This is a genomic window from Nitrosomonas sp. Is37 (assembly GCF_033063275.1).
Classification (GTDB): Bacteria; Pseudomonadota; Gammaproteobacteria; order Burkholderiales; family Nitrosomonadaceae; genus Nitrosomonas.
In genome coordinates this window covers 1-16,813 of the sequence record NZ_JAWJYP010000025.1, presented here as the reverse complement: position 1 = coordinate 16,813, position 16,813 = coordinate 1, and the positions used below count along the sequence as shown (strand labels likewise).

The 16,813-nt window shown below is 43.7% G+C and carries 16 protein-coding genes, 3 tRNA genes and 1 riboswitch; of the genes, 9 read left to right on the top strand and 10 right to left on the bottom strand.

From position 1 onward, the window contains the following. Nucleotides 1–45: 45 nt before the first annotated feature. Entirely contained in the window at nucleotides 46–1,794 is a 1,749-nt protein-coding gene (gene lpdA, locus R2Q26_RS11465; RefSeq protein ID WP_317536402.1) for a dihydrolipoyl dehydrogenase, read from the top strand. 9 nt (nucleotides 1,795–1,803) lie between these two features. Here the strand turns inward: lpdA and R2Q26_RS11460 are convergent, their stop codons facing one another. Further along, nucleotides 1,804–2,757, bottom strand: a complete 954-nt coding sequence (locus tag R2Q26_RS11460) for a LysR family transcriptional regulator (RefSeq protein ID WP_090567608.1) — start codon at nucleotides 2,755–2,757, stop codon at nucleotides 1,804–1,806. A 344-nt stretch (nucleotides 2,758–3,101) separates the two neighbouring features. On the opposite strand from R2Q26_RS11460, the gene R2Q26_RS11455 reads away from it, so the two are divergent. Beyond that, nucleotides 3,102–3,494 carry a hypothetical protein gene (locus tag R2Q26_RS11455; protein ID WP_317536401.1) on the top strand — a complete coding sequence of 131 codons (393 nt, stop codon included), beginning with the start codon at nucleotides 3,102–3,104 and terminating at the stop codon, nucleotides 3,492–3,494. An 87-nt stretch (nucleotides 3,495–3,581) separates the two neighbouring features. Here R2Q26_RS11455 and R2Q26_RS11450 read toward each other — a convergent pair whose 3' ends face one another. Both R2Q26_RS11450 and fur read right to left on the bottom strand, forming a co-directional pair. Beyond that, complete coding sequence (locus R2Q26_RS11450; RefSeq protein ID WP_317536400.1) at nucleotides 3,582–4,127, bottom strand: hypothetical protein; 546 nt, start codon at nucleotides 4,125–4,127, stop codon at nucleotides 3,582–3,584. Then, nucleotides 4,124–4,567 carry a ferric iron uptake transcriptional regulator gene (fur, locus tag R2Q26_RS11445; RefSeq protein ID WP_090567617.1) on the bottom strand — a complete coding sequence of 148 codons (444 nt, stop codon included), beginning with the start codon at nucleotides 4,565–4,567 and terminating at the stop codon, nucleotides 4,124–4,126. Before fur ends, R2Q26_RS11450 begins: the two co-directional genes overlap by 4 nt. 53 nt (nucleotides 4,568–4,620) lie before the next feature. On the opposite strand from fur, the gene R2Q26_RS11440 reads away from it, so the two are divergent. The 3 genes from R2Q26_RS11440 to R2Q26_RS11430 all read left to right on the top strand — a co-directional run bounded on the left by R2Q26_RS11440 (nucleotide 4,621) and on the right by R2Q26_RS11430 (nucleotide 6,864). After that, on the top strand, nucleotides 4,621–5,067 hold the full coding sequence (locus tag R2Q26_RS11440) for an outer membrane protein assembly factor BamE (protein WP_317536399.1): 447 nt from the start codon (nucleotides 4,621–4,623) through the stop codon (nucleotides 5,065–5,067). A 130-nt stretch (nucleotides 5,068–5,197) separates the two neighbouring features. Further along, nucleotides 5,198–6,004, top strand: coding sequence for a 4-hydroxy-tetrahydrodipicolinate reductase (gene dapB, locus R2Q26_RS11435; RefSeq protein WP_317536398.1), 807 nt, complete (start codon nucleotides 5,198–5,200; stop codon nucleotides 6,002–6,004). Between the two features lie 32 nt (nucleotides 6,005–6,036). After that, complete coding sequence (locus tag R2Q26_RS11430; protein ID WP_317536397.1) at nucleotides 6,037–6,864, top strand: symmetrical bis(5'-nucleosyl)-tetraphosphatase; 828 nt, start codon at nucleotides 6,037–6,039, stop codon at nucleotides 6,862–6,864. Here the strand turns inward: R2Q26_RS11430 and R2Q26_RS11425 are convergent. From R2Q26_RS11425 to gcvT, 6 genes are all read right to left on the bottom strand, one after another. Continuing rightward, a complete protein-coding gene (locus R2Q26_RS11425; protein WP_317536396.1) occupies nucleotides 6,791–7,462 on the bottom strand; it encodes a lysophospholipid acyltransferase family protein in 672 nt (223 codons plus the stop codon). The genes R2Q26_RS11430 and R2Q26_RS11425 overlap by 74 nt on opposite strands. Before the next feature lie 275 nt (nucleotides 7,463–7,737). Then, nucleotides 7,738–8,673 (bottom strand): carbohydrate kinase family protein, encoded by a 936-nt coding sequence (locus R2Q26_RS11420; RefSeq protein ID WP_317536395.1) that lies wholly within the window; start codon nucleotides 8,671–8,673, stop codon nucleotides 7,738–7,740. A 123-nt stretch (nucleotides 8,674–8,796) separates the two neighbouring features. Continuing rightward, nucleotides 8,797–10,242 (bottom strand): aminomethyl-transferring glycine dehydrogenase subunit GcvPB, encoded by a 1,446-nt coding sequence (gene gcvPB, locus R2Q26_RS11415; RefSeq protein WP_317536394.1) that lies wholly within the window; start codon nucleotides 10,240–10,242, stop codon nucleotides 8,797–8,799. 64 nt (nucleotides 10,243–10,306) lie between these two features. Continuing rightward, entirely contained in the window at nucleotides 10,307–11,668 is a 1,362-nt protein-coding gene (gcvPA, locus tag R2Q26_RS11410) for an aminomethyl-transferring glycine dehydrogenase subunit GcvPA (RefSeq protein WP_317536393.1), read from the bottom strand. A gap of 56 nt (nucleotides 11,669–11,724) precedes the next feature. Then, nucleotides 11,725–12,114 carry a glycine cleavage system protein GcvH gene (gene gcvH, locus R2Q26_RS11405; protein WP_090567641.1) on the bottom strand — a complete coding sequence of 130 codons (390 nt, stop codon included), beginning with the start codon at nucleotides 12,112–12,114 and terminating at the stop codon, nucleotides 11,725–11,727. Between the two features lie 41 nt (nucleotides 12,115–12,155). After that, a complete protein-coding gene (gene gcvT / locus R2Q26_RS11400; RefSeq protein WP_317536392.1) occupies nucleotides 12,156–13,247 on the bottom strand; it encodes a glycine cleavage system aminomethyltransferase GcvT in 1,092 nt (363 codons plus the stop codon). 42 nt (nucleotides 13,248–13,289) lie between these two features. Continuing rightward, nucleotides 13,290–13,393, bottom strand: a riboswitch (glycine riboswitch). A gap of 585 nt (nucleotides 13,394–13,978) precedes the next feature. Between gcvT and R2Q26_RS11395 the strand changes: the two genes are divergently transcribed. From R2Q26_RS11395 to R2Q26_RS11385, 3 genes are all read left to right on the top strand, one after another. Continuing rightward, a tRNA-Pro gene (locus R2Q26_RS11395) sits at nucleotides 13,979–14,055 on the top strand. A gap of 41 nt (nucleotides 14,056–14,096) precedes the next feature. Then, nucleotides 14,097–14,173: transfer RNA gene (locus R2Q26_RS11390), tRNA-Arg, on the top strand. A gap of 67 nt (nucleotides 14,174–14,240) precedes the next feature. Next, a tRNA-His gene (locus tag R2Q26_RS11385) sits at nucleotides 14,241–14,315 on the top strand. A gap of 116 nt (nucleotides 14,316–14,431) precedes the next feature. Here R2Q26_RS11385 and R2Q26_RS11380 read toward each other — a convergent pair. Continuing rightward, a complete protein-coding gene (locus R2Q26_RS11380) occupies nucleotides 14,432–14,845 on the bottom strand; it encodes a DUF6398 domain-containing protein (protein ID WP_317536391.1) in 414 nt (137 codons plus the stop codon). 374 nt (nucleotides 14,846–15,219) lie between these two features. Between R2Q26_RS11380 and R2Q26_RS11375 the strand changes: the two genes are divergently transcribed. Further along, the gene (locus tag R2Q26_RS11375) at nucleotides 15,220–16,116 is read left to right on the top strand and encodes a lipase family protein (protein WP_317536390.1); all 897 of its coding nucleotides are present in this window, start codon (nucleotides 15,220–15,222) and stop codon (nucleotides 16,114–16,116) included. Nucleotides 16,117–16,813: the final 697 nt, after the last annotated feature.

Here is a 16,813-nt window from a genome sequence, read left to right as displayed (position 1 = left end):
GATTGATCACTCTAAAATCTTCTCAATTTAAAAATAACAAGAAGTATGGCAAATCTAATTAAAGTGGAAGTTCCCGATATTGGCGATTTCAAAGATGTTTCCGTCATTGAAGTGCTGGTTAAACCAGGTGATAAGATTGAAAAAGAAACTTCATTGATTACCCTGGAGACGGAGAAGGCATCGATGGAGGTACCTTCCCCTGAAGCAGGGATTGTCAGGGAAATGCACGTCAAGATTGGGGATAAGGTATCGCAGGGATCGCTGATTGTCACGGTAGAAGCCATTGCTTCTGCTCCTGAAGAGGCAGCGATGCAAACCGGTGCTATTGGCGCTGCGATACCGACACCTGCTTCGACTGAGGCTCAGCCAGCAACAACGACGCGTGGGGCTGTACATGCGGAAGTGGTTGTGCTGGGAGCAGGACCGGGTGGTTATACGGCAGCATTTCGTGCCGCTGATCTGGGTAAGCAAGTCGTGTTGGTAGAGCGTTATCCAACACTGGGTGGAGTATGTCTCAATGTTGGTTGTATTCCTTCTAAAGCGCTGCTTCATGTTGCAAAAATAATTACTGAGACTCAACAAATCGAGCAGAACGGTGTTATTTTTGGTAAACCGAAGCTTGCTATCGATAAGCTGCGAACCTGGAAGGAATCGGCTGTGGGCAAACTAACTAAAGGGTTGGTGGCACTCGCCAAACAGCGTAAGGTAGAAATTCTCCAGGGCACCGGTAAGTTTGTTTCTCCTCACATGATGGAAGTGGATACCGCAGACGGTATCAAAACGGTTTCATTCGATCATTGCATTATCGCTGCGGGTTCCACTGCCGCGCGTATTCCGGGCTTTCCTTACGATGATGCTCGCATGATGGATTCTACCGATGCATTGAAATTGCCCGATATTCCAAAAAGGATGCTGGTTATCGGCGGGGGCATTATCGGCCTAGAAATGGCGACAGTATATGATGCGCTTGGCAGTCAAATAAGCATAGTTGAGCAGATGGATCAACTCATTCCAGGAGCTGATAATGATCTAGTTAAACCGCTTTACAAGCATTTAACGAAACGCTATGAGGCGATCTATCTCAACACCAAGGTTAGTAAAATCGAAACTGAGAAAAAAGGGCTGAGGGTGTTTTTTGAGGGCGATCAAGCAGCTGAGCCGCAATTATATGATCGTATTCTGGTTGCAGTCGGGCGTCGTCCCAATGGGAAAATGATTGGTGCAGAAAATGCGCATATGCAGGTAAACGAGCGTGGCTTCATTCCAGTGGATACGCAAATGCGAACCAATATCCCGCATATCTTTGCAATTGGTGATATTGCAGGTGAGCCTATGTTGGCACATAAAGCAACATATGAAGGCAAACTTGCTGCCGAGGTGATTGCTGGGCATAAAGTAGCCTTTGATGCACGTACTATTCCTTCAGTTGCTTATACCGATCCAGAAATTGCTTGGATGGGCTTGACTGAAACTGAAGCCAAGAAGCAAGGAATTGATTATGAAAAAGCAGCGTTTCCCTGGGCAGCCAGTGGGCGCGCGATTGCCATGGGACGTGAAGAAGGCTTCACCAAGCTATTGCTAGATAAAAATTCTCGTCAAATACTGGGCGCTGGCATTGTAGGTGTACATGCTGGTGAGCTGATCTCAGAAACAGTCCTTGCGCTTGAAATGGGCGTCGACGCACAGGATATCAGCTTGACCATTCATCCTCATCCGACTCTGTCTGAAACGATTCTTTTCTCTGCAGAAATAGGAGAGGGTACGATAACTGACTTATATCTGCCTAAGCGATAGTTTCGTTATTTATATTTCATTTGAGTTTGATTTGTTGTTCTTAGGTTCGGGTTGTGCTGATGGACTGTCCCAATAAGGCTCTCTGCCAATACGTGCTGAAAGAAAATCAATAAATGAGCGAACTTTGGCTGGTAAATAACGATTAGGAAGATAACAAGCATAAACATAGCGTTCTACTGGTATATATTCAGATAATACTGCTTGTAAATGACCATTTTGCAGCTCTTTTCCGATGGTAAAGGTGGGTAGGAGGGCAATACCCAGACCACCCAGCACTGCTTGAGAAAGTGCATCGTCATCGTTGATACGCAGTGTTCCTGAAACAGGCACTGCAATTTCTCCTTCTGGCCCTTTGAAGCGCCAGTAACCCTGTTCGCCTGAGAGTGTATAATCAAGGCAGTTATGCTGGACCAAGTCACTCGGCGTTAGCGGTACACCGCGCCTACGAAAGTAATCCGGCGTGGCAACTAATTTCCGACGTACAGGAGCTAGCTTACGAGCAACCAAATTAAGATTTGGTTCGCCAGTTACACGGATGATCACATCGTATCCTTCTTCTACGATATCCACTGGACGATCTGTAATAGTCAAATCAATTCGAATTTCAGGATATCGAGCAAGGAAATCAGCCAGGGCGGGCGCAACGTGAAGTGTACCAAATGCCACTGATGCACAAATTCTGAGCATGCCCCGCGGTTCGGCATGTAAGCTGGTAACTACTTGCTCCGCATGTTCAGCTTCCTCCAGGATACGTACTGAGTGTTCTGCAAATGCGCTACCTACTTCGGTCAAGCTGAGATGGCGTGTACTGCGATTCAGTAATCTTGCACCCAGATCAACTTCAAGTTTAGCGACAGCTTTACTTACCGCCGAGCGAGAAGTATCCATACGGCGGGCTGCTTCAGCAAAGCTGCCTGCTTCTACAACGCGTGCAAAGGTAGCAATAAGATTTAGATCTTGCATAAATAAATTTCCTAATATAGCCAAAATTAAAATTATAAATTATTTTATTGTATCCAAATTATATACAATATATTTCATTCTAGCCTACTTATTTTCCGACTGCTTTATCAATAATATTTACCCATGAAAAGAGAATATCATTTAGATCATAATAATTTCATTTGTTTCTAGTGGAATATAAGGTGATATTCACTGGTGCATATGATATGCCTGTTAATAGAGATGAGGAGGTAATATTTTTATTGCTATAAAGCGGAACATATTACTGTAGAAAGATAAGCACGTATTGCTAATGAGTAATTGTTCTAGGTAGAGAGTAAATAAAATTTGAAGGTATAAGTAAGATGAAAATTAAATTATTTAATCTCGCATTTGTGCTACCTCGGATACTTCTGATCGGCATACTGGCTTTTGTTATTTCTCTTAGCTTGACAGCAGTTGCCATAGCAGCAGGGAAAACAGGGAATACATATAACATTACCGAAGTTGCCAGAGCCGAAGTAGAAGATGAGAACTGTAGTTATTTGGGAAAAGTTTGGGGAAGCTCGGATTGGGGTAAATCATCCAAAAATGCAAGGAAGCACAAGGCGGAAGATAAGGCCTTGAGAATGGCTGCTGAACTTAATGCTACCCATCTCGTATGGCGAGAAAATTCAGTAGAATCTGATTCTTATCCACATGCTTCTGGCGATGCTTATCGCTGTGCAAGACCAGGAAATATCGCTAAACAATACTGAGAAGGAAATAAATTAATAATAATAAAATCTAGTTCTAACTGGGGCGTGACTAAATGGCTTATTTAGCCTGGGTCGCGCCATTTTATTTTATCTGGTAAGCTCTGATTGTTTACTTCGCTTCAAGTCGGATATTTGTTCCATCAGGGTTTTTTTCTCAGTTTCTAGCTCTTGGTATTGTGTACGGAGTCGATCTAGATCCGAGGTGTATTGTCGTATCCGCTTCTGACGTTCTTGCTTTTTCCTGACCATTTCTTCGTAACTCGGTGGAGAGCCGCCTATCGTTACTTCAGGCAAAAACTCACTCATTTTAGCTGTTCCAAGTTCAGGAAATGTCCCCGTTGGAGGATATGTTCCCATTGGAGGAATGGTAGCAACTTCTTCTTGCTGTTGTAATTCATGACGACGAAGCTCTTGTGTCATCTGGAATTGCTGATAGACATTTTGTTGATTCTGGTGTATTTGTAACAACTCGCTTTCTAGTTGACGAATTTGCTCGTCAATGGCGGACTCTGCTTGTGCTGAAAATGAAATCAGCAGCAAGCAAAGAAGGACAGCAAACTTTGCGCTCCACTCATAACCAATACCGATAAATCGCAATGCTCTGTTAGTAGTATTGAATAGCAAGTATTTCATAATTTTCGATAAGGACAATCTTGTTTAGTACAATCAGCATAGAGGGATAGTGAATGCTCCTGCAGACTGAATCCACGTTCTTTGGCAATTTTGATTTGACGTTTCTCGATTTCTGCATCATAGAATTCTTCTACACGACCGCATTGTAAACAAACTAAATGGTCATGATGCGACTCACTACTTAGCTCGAACACAGCTTTGCCGCTTTCAAAATGATGGCGTTCAAGTAAACCAGCTTGCTCAAACTGCGTTAATACACGGTAGACTGTTGCAAGACCAATATCTTCGCCTTCATTGAGTAATTCCTTATAAACATCTTCTGCTGATAAGTGACGAACCGGGCTATTCTCAAATAGATTGAGTATCTTTAGGCGGGGTAGGGTCGTTTTTAAGCCAATTGTTTTAAGGTCAATGCCTTTGAGATCTTCGTATTTGCTCATGGTTTAATCAGTCCGATAAATTATTTGCTGTATCATATAGCGCTTAGTTCGCTTTGAAAACACTTGCACTTAGTATGCATCTAAAAATACTATTATTACTTGTTTCTTCTTTATTGTTTAGTTGTGCTTATATCCCAACTCTTCCCTATAAAATCGATATCCAACAGGGTAATGTAGTTACTCAAGAAATGGTAGAGAAATTAAAACCGGGTATGACCCGATCGCAAGTGCGTTTTGTTTTGGGTACGCCACTTATTACCGATGTATTCCATAACAACCGCTGGGACTATTTTTATTATTTTGCACCACGCGGAGTATTGTCTGAGAAGCGAAAGCTTACTGTAATTTTTGATGGCGATCGGCTTTCTCACATTGAAGGAGATTTCTCACTTTCTACCTTTTCAGATAATTTGTTGCAAGCTCCACTTCGTACAAACGAAGAGCGCCCGCAATACTTGAAAGAGGATCAGGATGAAAGTAATAAGGACCCCAATGATTAATTTATCAAAATATATTCGTAAGTGGTGAAAATTATTAACCGTATTATTTGATTTGCAGATACCCAGTCAGTTCAATCCCAGAAAGGGTAGAATGGAATTAAAATAATTAGACAGTTTTTCTATAGATAAAATGACAATTCTGAATATTGCTGTAGCCGGAAGTACCGGACGCATGGGAAGAGTGCTCCTGGAAATGATTGCCGAGTCATCAGATATGCGATTATTTGCTGCATTAGAGCAAAAAGATAATCCATTTCTGATGAAGGATGCGGGTGAGCTGATTGGAGCACCTTGTGGTATCCCGATTAGGAGTGACTTTGCGTCAACGCTACCTGGGAGTGATGTATTGATAGACTTTACCCGTCCTACTGGTACACTTGCCCATCTTGCTATCTGTCGTAATGCCGGCATAAAAATGGTCATTGGCACGACTGGGTTTTCGTCAGCTGAGAAAGAAGTACTCAAGGCGGCTTCGGAGGATATTGCCATCGTATTCGCACCCAATATGAGTGTGGGCGTAAATGTCATGTTCAAACTATTGGAAGTTGCTGCAAGCACGCTACTCAATGAATACGATATAGAGATTGTAGAAGCGCATCATCGGCACAAAGTAGATGCGCCGTCTGGTACAGCATTGCGTATGGGTGAAATTATTGCGCAAACATTGAACAGAGATCTGACGAAAGTTGCTGTTTATGGGCGTGAAGGGGTTACCGGAGAGCGTTCTTCTGAAACGATTGGTTTTGCTACTATTCGTGGTGGCGATATTGTAGGTGACCATACTGCTATTTTTGCAGGTACGGGCGAACGTATAGAGATAGCTCACAAGGCCGGCAGTCGCAAAACGTTTGCTGTCGGAGCATTACGCGCTGCCCGATTTCTTGCTACACAACGTAGTGGCTTATTTGATATGCAAGATGTGCTAGGTTTGCGGTAAAGAAAATCAAATCTTAATTATCCGATCTCATTATGGCGACTTACGCTATCGGCGATGTGCAAGGTTGTTATGAAGAATTTCAACAGCTTGTTGAATTAATTGGATTTAATGCTACAAGAGATAAGTTATGGTTAGCGGGTGATCTCGTCAATCGTGGGCCAAATTCACTCATTTTATTGCGTTCTATCATAAAACTGGGTACCGCAGTCATTCCGGTATTGGGTAATCATGATTTACATCTGCTTCTGGTTGCAGAAGGCCTAAGCAAACAGCATTCAGGTGATACTCTGCAGGATATTCTGGATGCGCCTGATCGTAATGATTTGCTAAACTGGCTGCGCCATCAAAAATTGCTTTATGTTGAAGATGAATATGCTTTAGTCCATGCTGGTCTACTACCATCCTGGGATATCTCTCAAGCAGCAGAGCTTGCGCATGAAGTAGAAACCGCACTATGCAAAGAGAATTATCATGAATTTTTTTTACATATGTATGGCAATAAACCAAATTTCTGGTATGACGGTTTGGCTGGTTATGAACGCTTGCGCGTCATCATTAATGCGATGACTCGCCTGCGTGTCTGTACACCAGATGGTAGGATGGATTTCTCATATAAAGGTCCGCTTCAGTCCATTCCCCATGGTTACTTACCCTGGTTTGAGGTGCCTAATCGTGCCAACAAATCGACTACCATCATTTTTGGCCACTGGTCTGCGCTCGGTCTACAGATTAGGGAAAATTTGATAGCGTTGGATACAGGTTGTTTTTGGGGAGGGAAGCTAACTGCTATTCGCCTGGAAGACCGGAGAGTTTTTCAGGTGCCTTGTGCACAACAGGTAGTTGCAGCGTTTCAGCAATAGCATGTTCTGATAAGCGCGTTAATTCTCGCCGATTCTTGCCGTTGCAGCTAATCGGATCCAGAAAATATACTTCAGCTTTAATGGTGGGTTGCTTCAGTATGAGTCTCAGGGACTCTACAATAGTCAAGTCAACATAGGTTACGCTTGCAGTACGCGCTCCTGCCATATCGCGATATCTGATCGCCACTGGGTAAAGTATTGCTTGTACGGTTACTGCAGCTTGGAGCAGAGAGGCATGAAAGTGCAGAAGAACTGTTCCATCGCTGGTTCTACCTTCTGGAAAGATTGCAACACTATCCCCTGTAACAAGTGCTTCGCCGATATGTTGGTTAACGCGCATCGTATCATTACGTTTCTCGCGTTCAATAAAAATCGTACCCGCTCTACGACATAAGATATTAAGCAGTGGCCAGCTAAGAATCTCAGTTTTAGCTACAAACCTGACAGGATACAGCGCTAAAATAATAATAATATCCAGCCAAGAGATATGATTGGCAATTAATATGACACGCTGCTCATCTTCAGGAGGTAAGGAACCACTGCAGCTTAATTGGATATTCAGAATTTCAAGCAGATTTCTCGCCCATTTTTGCACCATATACCTCTGTCTAGGTCGACTAAAATAGGGATAAGTAATAGACTGGAACAAGCCAGAAAAGATATGCAGCAATAACCTGCTAAGCCGGATGATCTGAATTATTTTAGAAGTTTGGGTGCTATTCATGAGATCATAAAATGGTTAATGCACCATGTCGCTCAAACAAAACCTGACCCTTCTTTCGGGATCTGCGACTGGCTTCTATTAAACTCATAAAGTAGCTTATTACATTAGGAAGGGAAGAGTAGATTAATATTGATTTTAATTTGAAGCTCCTAGAGGATTCGATTTCCAAATGCTTCAAAATAAAGCTGATCGATTTCATCGCGACTGAACCGATGATTTTGACCGCCACGATGTGCAATTTTGATGGCACCTAACAGTGAAGCGAGCTGACCAGTTGTTTGCCAATCCATATCATGAGTGATGCCATAGAGTAATCCAGCTCGATAAGCATCACCACAACCAGTGGGATCAATAATTGCATCGGGTTTAACACAGGGAATTTCAAACTGGCGGCCTTCCGCATAAATTGTAGAGCCCTGCGCACCTTTAGTAATGATCAGGGCTTTAACTCTATCGGCAAGCTCACTCCAAGTGTATTTCGTTCGTTCTTGCAGCAATTGGCCTTCATAATCATTGACTGCGATATAGTCAGCTTTATCGACAAAATCAATCAATTCATCACCACTGAACATAGGTAGTCCCTGGCCAGGATCAAACATAAAGGGAATACCGCATTCTTGAAACTCGCATGCATGAGCAATCATGCCATCGCGACCATCAGGAGCAATGATGCCTAGATTGATATCCTTTGCATCTTTTACAGAGTTAAAGTGCGAAAAATTCATAGCCCCAGGATGAAAGGCCGTAATCTGGTTATCATCTAAATCAGTAGTAATAAACGCTTGCGCAGTAAATGCATCATTTATTTGACGAATATAGGTATTTGCCAAATTCAATTTTTCCAGTCGATATGCATAAGGCTGGAAATCATTACCTACTGTTGCCATCATCATTGGATTTCCACCCAACATGTGTAGATTGTACGCAATATTGGCGGCACACCCCCCGAACTCACGCCGCATATCGGGAACAAGAAAGGCTACATTTAGCACATGAAGTTTGTCAGGTAGAATATGGTGCTTAAAATAGTCTTGAAACACCATTATGGTGTCATAAGCAATAGAGCCGCATATAAGTGTATGCATTGTTTATAAGTTTTGGTGCTGGAAGTATCTGAGGTACATTAGAAAAGCTTTTCCCCGAACAGATTGATATTCAAACGAATCAGTCGGGGAGTCAGCTAATATCTAAAGTACCAACGCAATTGATTATGGCTTCCAAGTTAAATCTAATTCCCGGGCAGCTTTGACGTCATCCAATTTGCGTACGGGCATATTATGAGGTGCACTTTTCACCATTTCTGGTTGCTCCTGAATTTCTACCAGAATTTCCTTCATAGCGGCAACGAATGCATCCAACGTTTCTTTTGACTCTGTTTCGGCAGGCTCAATGAGCAGACACTCAGGAATCAATATCGGAAAATAAGTGGTAGGTGCATGATAGCCTTTATCTAGTAGTCGCTTGGCCAGATTCATCGCAGTGACGCCTGTTTTTTCTTTTATATCTTTTAGTGTGGCGATAAATTCATGGCTTGCGCGTCGAGTCGGGAATGCAATCTCAAAGCCGGCTTTACGCAATTCCGCCATCAAATAGTTGGCGTTAAGTGTGGCATATTCGGAAACGCGATTCATTCCTTTTGCGCCCAGCAAACGTACATATATATAAGCGCGCAATAATACCCCCGCATTACCCATATGTGCTGATAATCGACCGATTGTTTGCGGTACATCCTTTTCTGTCATCCAGCGATAGGCTCCCTTTTCATATGCAACCATGGGAACAGGTAGATATGGCAGTAAGCGCTCCGCAACACCTACTGGAGCTGCACCAGGACCACCTCCGCCATGTGGCGTTGAAAAAGTTTTATGGAGATTGATATGGATAACATCGAAGCCCATATCGCCTGGTTTGACTTTACCGAGAACAGCGTTAAGGTTGGCACCGTCATAGTACAGTAATCCACCTGCGTCATGAACAATGCGACTCATCTCCGAAATATTTTTCTCAAAAACTCCTAAGGTTGAGGGATTAGTCAGCATTAAGCCAGCAGTTTGTGGGCCGACCGCTGCTTTCAATGCGGCCATATCGACATTGCCTTCTTTATCCGTAGTTATTTCGACGACTTTATAGCCACACATGACAGCAGTAGCCGGGTTGGTACCATGAGCGGCATCAGGCACGATGATCTCAGTGCGCTCTTTATCGCCGCGCGCTTCATGGTAGGCGCGTATCATCATGACTCCAATTAACTCACCTTGTGCACCTGCCATAGGTGTCAGACTGACACCTGCCATCCCGGTCACATCTTTCAATATTTCCTGCAATTCATACATGCAGGCAAGAAAGCCTTGCCCTGTGTCTTCGGGTGCCAAAGGATGTCGTGCCAGAAACTGCGGTAACATAGCGAGCGCATTGCAAGCCCGCGGATTATATTTCATGGTACAGGAACCTAAGGGGTAGAATTCCGTATCGATCGAAAAATTCTTTTGGGAAAGACGGGTGTAATGACGCACCACATCCATTTCAGAGGCCTCTGGTAGAAGCATAGGCGACTTGCGTAGCAGATTTTGTGGAATATTCTGTTTTTCTGCTTTGGTGGTTGGAGATTGCGAGTAATTACGCCGTCCCGGGCGTGAATGTTCAAATATCAACATATAAGTTTTACACAATTGGAAATTAATTCAAAGCAACTAAAGCTGCATCCTAATTGGATTCGGTTCATCCGTATTTTTTAAGAATCTTCTCGAGCATTTCGCTGTATTTATTCAAATCATCAGCTGTTTTCGTTTCGGTGGCACATACTAGCAAAGCATTATTTAATTCAGGGTAATGCTCTTGCAGATTTAATCCACCAAGAATCCGCTGCTCCTTAAGCGCTTGCAGAATTTCATTAACCGGCCCCGGTAGTGTCAGTGCGACTTCATGAAAACAAGGTCCGCTATAGACCCGTTTTACACCAGGTAATTTCTCCAATTGCTCTGCTAGCTGTAACATATTGGCATGTGATTGAGCCGCTACCCGCCGTAATCCTTCAGGACCTAATAAAGACATATAAATGGTCGCTGCTGTCACCATTAATCCTTGATTAGTACAGATATTAGAGGTAGCTTTGGAGCGACGGATATGCTGTTCACGTGCTTGTAAGGTCAACACAAAACCTGGTTTATTATCCAAATCAACGGTTCGACCGATGATACGTCCTGGCATCTGGCGAACCAAGTCATGCTTGCATGCCATAAACCCGAAATAAGGTCCACCGCTGGAAAGAGGAATGCCCAGAGGTTGGCCTTCACCTACTGCGATATCTGCACCTTGAGCGCCCCATTCGCCTGGGGGCACCAGCATCGCAAGTGACATTGGATTAACGACGGCAATTACTGATGCATGTTTTTCGTGAGCCCAATCTGTAATTGCATCGACTTGCTCAAGAACACCAAAGAAGTTAGGTTGAGGAATGACGAGTGCAGCAAAATCTTCTTGGCCAAATGGTTCTAGATGCTCAAGGAGAACCTGTCCTGACTCAGGGCAAAAAGGAATTTCCACAACCTCGATATTCTGGTTTCTGACAATAGCGCGCAATACCTCACGGTAAACAGGGTGAACAGTGCGCGGCACCAGAATCCGGTGTGATGTCTTATGTAGGCGGACAGCCATCAAAGCAGCTTCAGCAAGTGCTGTTGCACCGTCATATAGACTTGCGTTTGATACGTCCATACCGGTCAATGAAGCCATCATCGTTTGGTATTCATACAATAGCTGGAGCGAACCTTGACTCGCTTCGGCTTGATAGGGCGTATAGGAAGAATAGAATTCACCGCGAGTCGTAATTTGCCAGACTGCTGCAGGAATATGGTGTTCATAGGCGCCAGCGCCAATGAAATTGAGATAAAATCCATCTGCTTGCGCGCGTTCAAGCATGAGTCTTGATATCTCCATCTCAGACATGCCTGGAGGTACACGTGTCAATACGCCTGTTTTTAGAGTGGGAGGAATTTCATCAAATAATTCTTCAATAGAGTTTGCTCCGATACTTGCAAGCATCTCTTTGACATCTTCTTCAGTGTGAGGAATGAATGGCATGATTTGTAGCTTCTAAAATAATTTAACGCAATGAATCAGAAAGAAAGAACTTAACGTTAATGTTCTTCACTTTCCAATGTTTTTTCATACCCTTGCGCATCAAGTAAATTTGCCAGGTCAGCAGCATTGGCTGGCTTCAATTTAAATATCCACGCTTGATAGGGATCTTGATTGATTTGCTCTGGTGCAGATTCCAATTCGGAGTTCACTGCAACAACTTCACCTGCTATAGGTGAATAAATATCGGCAGCGGCTTTGACAGACTCTACCACGGCGCATTCCTCTTTTTGTGCGAGAGTACGCCCGATTTCTGGTAATTCAACAAATACCATATCTCCGAGTAACTCTTGAGCGTGCTGGGTGATACCTATCGTGACTGTACCATCGCTTTCGGATTTTACCCATTCATGTGATTTTGTATATTTTAGTTGTGTTGGGATACTCATTTTTTACTCCAAAATTAGGAAAGATTTTAGTGATCTCGGTGTCAAATCAAAATTTGGCCGTTCCGCACAAATGGATATTTTACGACTTTGGCAGCGAGCTTTTTATCTCGTACCAATACATGAACTTCTTCGCCGATGGCTACTTCTGCTGGCAGACGTGCCAAAGCGATTGATTGATTAAGCGTGGGTGAAAAACCACCGCTGGTAATTTCTCCCTCATCCCCAGCTTGATCATGTTGTGTTATGACTTTCTGGTGACTACGAAGTACGCCTTTATCCAATAATAATAGACCTATTAATTGTCGTCTGATTGTAGCTTGCAAGAGCGCTTGCTTACCAATAAACTGCCGCTCGCTTTTCAGATCGACTGTCCAGGCTAATCCCGATTCGAGTGGGTTAGTTGTTTCATCCATGTCCTGGCCATAGAGATTCATCCCTGCTTCTAAACGCAGTGTATCGCGAGCACCTAATCCTGCTGGCGCTACGCCAGCTGCGTGGAGTTTTTTCCAGAAATCCACAGCATCATTGACGGGCAGAATGATTTCAAAACCATCCTCCCCGGTATAACCAGTGCGTGCAATAAAATATTGCTCGAACGTTGCTGATTGGAATTGCTTCAGATTTTCCGTAACTGCCTGAGCACCGGGGATGACTTGCCAAACTTTAGCGCGTGCATTGGGGCCTTGTACGGCAATCATTGCCAAATCATGGCGAGGTTTTATTTCGAGATTAGGTGTGGTTTTATCACGTTGTGAAGTGATCCATGCAATATCTTTATCTGCAGTCCCCGCATTGACTACCAATCGAAACCAGGATTCGGATAGAAAATAGATAATAAGATCATCAATAATTCCACCATCTGGATTAAGCATACAGGTATACAGCGCTTTACCTGATACAGTGAGCTTATCTACATTATTAGCAACCAGTTGTCGCAGGAAATTACGAGCATTTTCTCCATGAATATCAACGACCCGCATATGTGATACATCGAACATGCCTGCATCTTGCCTAATCTTATGGTGTTCTTCTAATTGTGATCCATAATGAAGCGGCATATCCCAGCCACCGAAATCAACCATTTTTGCGTTCATGTCTCGGTGGGTCTGATTAAGAGGGGTTATTTTTAGCACAAATTTTCTCCCTAAGATAAAAAATGAAGCCATCTCTTATGACTTCACCCCTCTGTCCTTTTACCTGAGAGTTTTACGGTAGAATTCTGTCCGCGTGCCCCTTCGGTGGCTGAACTCACTGTTCGGCGCTCTCCAGATTGCCTGTCGCAAGCAGTTTTTTAGTCGATGTTGTTACTATTAACTATACCTGAGCGATTCCGGGGGGGTTACGCCTTCGGCGGCGCTTTAGAAAGCGCGCTCTCCTGCTTGGATATATAAATGGCAGAACGCCACTATACCTTAGCTAGGTTAGCGAAACAAGATGGTTATATGAATCATTTTCTCTTTTTACGTGCCAGGATATCAAAATATTTCTTATAGTATGCAACAACGTTTCTGTATATCTTTCTCATGCAATTGAAAATTTCTAAAAAATAGATAATATATTGTATTAATGAAGAAATATTAGAAATAAAAATATAATATGAAAGGAAGGGCGTAGATATAATCGGTACTTATGGAAGATCTAATGGCAAGTGAGTGAAGAAAGGCCATTGAATAGAGGCAAAAGAGGGGAGGCGCTTTTTAATTAACATGGAATTATCCACATTTACCGGTATATCGATTCTGCAAATGAGCTGAAAGAGGTATTTGTTTTAACCTATCATCCTGCAGAAATGAAAATTTGCTGAACTAAGCAATAAATTGAAATTTGACGAATACCTTTTAAGAAGGTATATTAGCGGACTTTTCGGGGTGTAGCGTAGCCTGGTAGCGCGCCTGGTTTGGGACCAGGATGTCGGGAGTTCAAATCTCTCCACCCCGACCAGTTTTATGTGTTACTGTGTTGGATTAGACCCGGTTTGAGTCGTGCCCGTAGCTCAACCGGATAGAGCACCAGCCTTCTAAGCTGGGGGTTACAGGTTCGATTCCTGTCGGGCACGCCAAGATTGCATCTTTAAATTATAAAAAATCATTGATAAAAGTGATTAGAATACCGATTTAGAGTAGATGGTGGCTGTAGCTCAGTGGTAGAGTCCCGGATTGTGATTCCGGTTGTCGTGGGTTCGATCCCCATCAGCCACCCCAATAAATTCAAAGAGTTATATCATTAATACCCAATTGTCCCATAAATTATGGGACACTAACAAAAATTTCCTTAATTTTCACTTTCTGCCATTGATTTTGCTGTCATTTTCGCTCGATCAAACGCCTAATTCCAGCGGCCTGGCAAAGCTTGAATAAATAACGCTGATCAATCTTTTTTGGGTCGGCCTGCCACACTTCAACAACTCCATGATAGCCGTCGATTTCGTCGAACCTATTTTTGGGTTAAAGTCAAAGTACCGACATAGCTCATCCGCCTGCATGTGCAGCGTTTGATTCTTGTCGAACAGAAAGTTGACCCGACCGGCTAAGTAAACAATACCACAGGCCCAGGTATTAGTTTTGCCGGTGGCGATCGGCGACGGGCGCTTGTGGCAGAGCTTGACTGCCATGCGCCGACAAAGGTCTCGATATTGTTCGTTTAAATGTTGCTGACAGAACTGATTTGTGAGCCCAGTGATCTCATCGTATCTTTCCTGCAGCGTCGCTGGTATCTGCTCTGTTTTACCCATGCTGTTTCCTTTCCTGTGATTCTTACAAAGGGGTGCTGGTTTTGATTGCCTTCAATCTATGTTTCTTAAATCAATAATGTAGTTTGGTTTCTGTTTCAAAATATCTCGCGGCAGGATGTCAGTCGATTCATCAATATTCAAGTGTTTGAGATTTCGTCTGCCGAATAAGCCTATTTTTATCCCTTATTTTCTAGCTTAATAAAATCTGCTTCCAGATATGCTTTTATATTGTCTCTATTTGACGACATTTATTAATTTATTTATATAAAAAAGAATATTTATTTTTTCTGTACACAGGCTGGCACCAGGATTACTCGAGAACATAAGGGTCTCAGCCGCCAAGCACTACCGCTGAATTACCCAGGAGGATTCATATGAGCACAATATCGCAAAGCTTGCCGATGTACTTTCCGTCGTCTTTCGTCCAGACAGAGGCTGCCGTCTGCGGGTCGCTGGTATTGACCGCATATGATCAGTACAACCAGTGGGCCGACCGGGGATATCCGTCACAAGCGGATTTCAACTGGACTCCGAAAGGACTTGGATTTCAGTACAGCCAGCTATGGGGAATCGTCACCATCCTCGACTTCCCGAATCCAGAGCCCTTCGGGTTCGTAGCGGGGGACGGGAACGGTAGCGCGTTCGTGGTGTTCCGCGGCACAATGACCAAGGCGGATGGGATTATCGACGCCGAGATCGATCAGACGAGCTACGCGCTGGCGTCGGGTTTCGGCAACGTTCAGATGGGCTGGTACAAAGTCTATACAACAATCAGCCCTTCGTTGCTCAAGCAGCTCGGCCAAATCGGCACAGTTACACGGTTGTTCTTCGCAGGACACAGCATGGGTGCGGCGCTGTCGTCGCTCGCGGTGCCAGATGTGGCGATTAACTCGCAGCTTCCGCCGAGCAGCAATCTCTCTTATGTCCATTATAACTTCGCCAGCCCGCGCGTCGGGGATACGGGGTTCGCGGTCGGGATGAATTTCAGCGTGCAAGCACCGACCTTCCGCATAGTGAACACCGAGGACATCGTTCCTGATGTTCCGCCTCCGTTGACCGGCTCGATCATCTATCAGCACATTGGCACATCGGTTGACTTTACGGCCGAATACTCCACGACCGACGATAACCACAGCATGGCGAGCTGCTACTGGTACGCCATTAACAATCCCACGCAACCGCAAGGGCCGATGCCGTCATCGTCCTTGCTTCACCAGATTCGCGTCGATGGAAAGGCCAGTAACTTTGTGCCACGTACTCTGGTTACGTAAGACAAGACGCGGGGCTAAGCTTGGCATTCGGCACGATAAGAATATGTCTCATTGATCGCATCGCTTTGCTGGAATGGGACATAATTAATTTTTTGAAAATAAGGCCGTTATATGCAGTTCGTTACTTACATGAGCTAATAAAGCTAACGTTCATGCATAGCTTAAATACAGGGGGCAAACGAAAGTGTCAGATTGATGCGGTTCTGTAAGATTACTTTTAAGCAAGTACGCTTTAGTGAATGACACAACTTTACCTATGCGTTAAATGCTCTAGCCACATAACATACGATTTCGGCTGGCATGCTCTATTTAATCCACATTACAAGTGAAATTTTATTCATGCAATTGTAGAAGAACTGATAAGCTTGATTAAACAGAACGATTAGGCGGCCGACTTCGAGGAAGCCATTTGAATGGCTAATTCCTGGCAAATTCCATCAATCGCACATATCAAAACTCTGGATGATTATCTGAATTACATCAGTCGATTGGTCACTTGAGTACCTGGTGAGAAACCGGCAGATCCTGTGATGGAAAATATCTATCAACATATTGTTAGGCAGGTTATTGCGGAGGCTCCGTCTAATTTACCTGAAACAGGAATTTCCAAACAGCTTCTTAGAAACTGTTTGGAAATTGTGAGAGCTAGCTGATGTAGCGATTTTTGCTGTTTGTTAACATTCACCATTTTATGAAT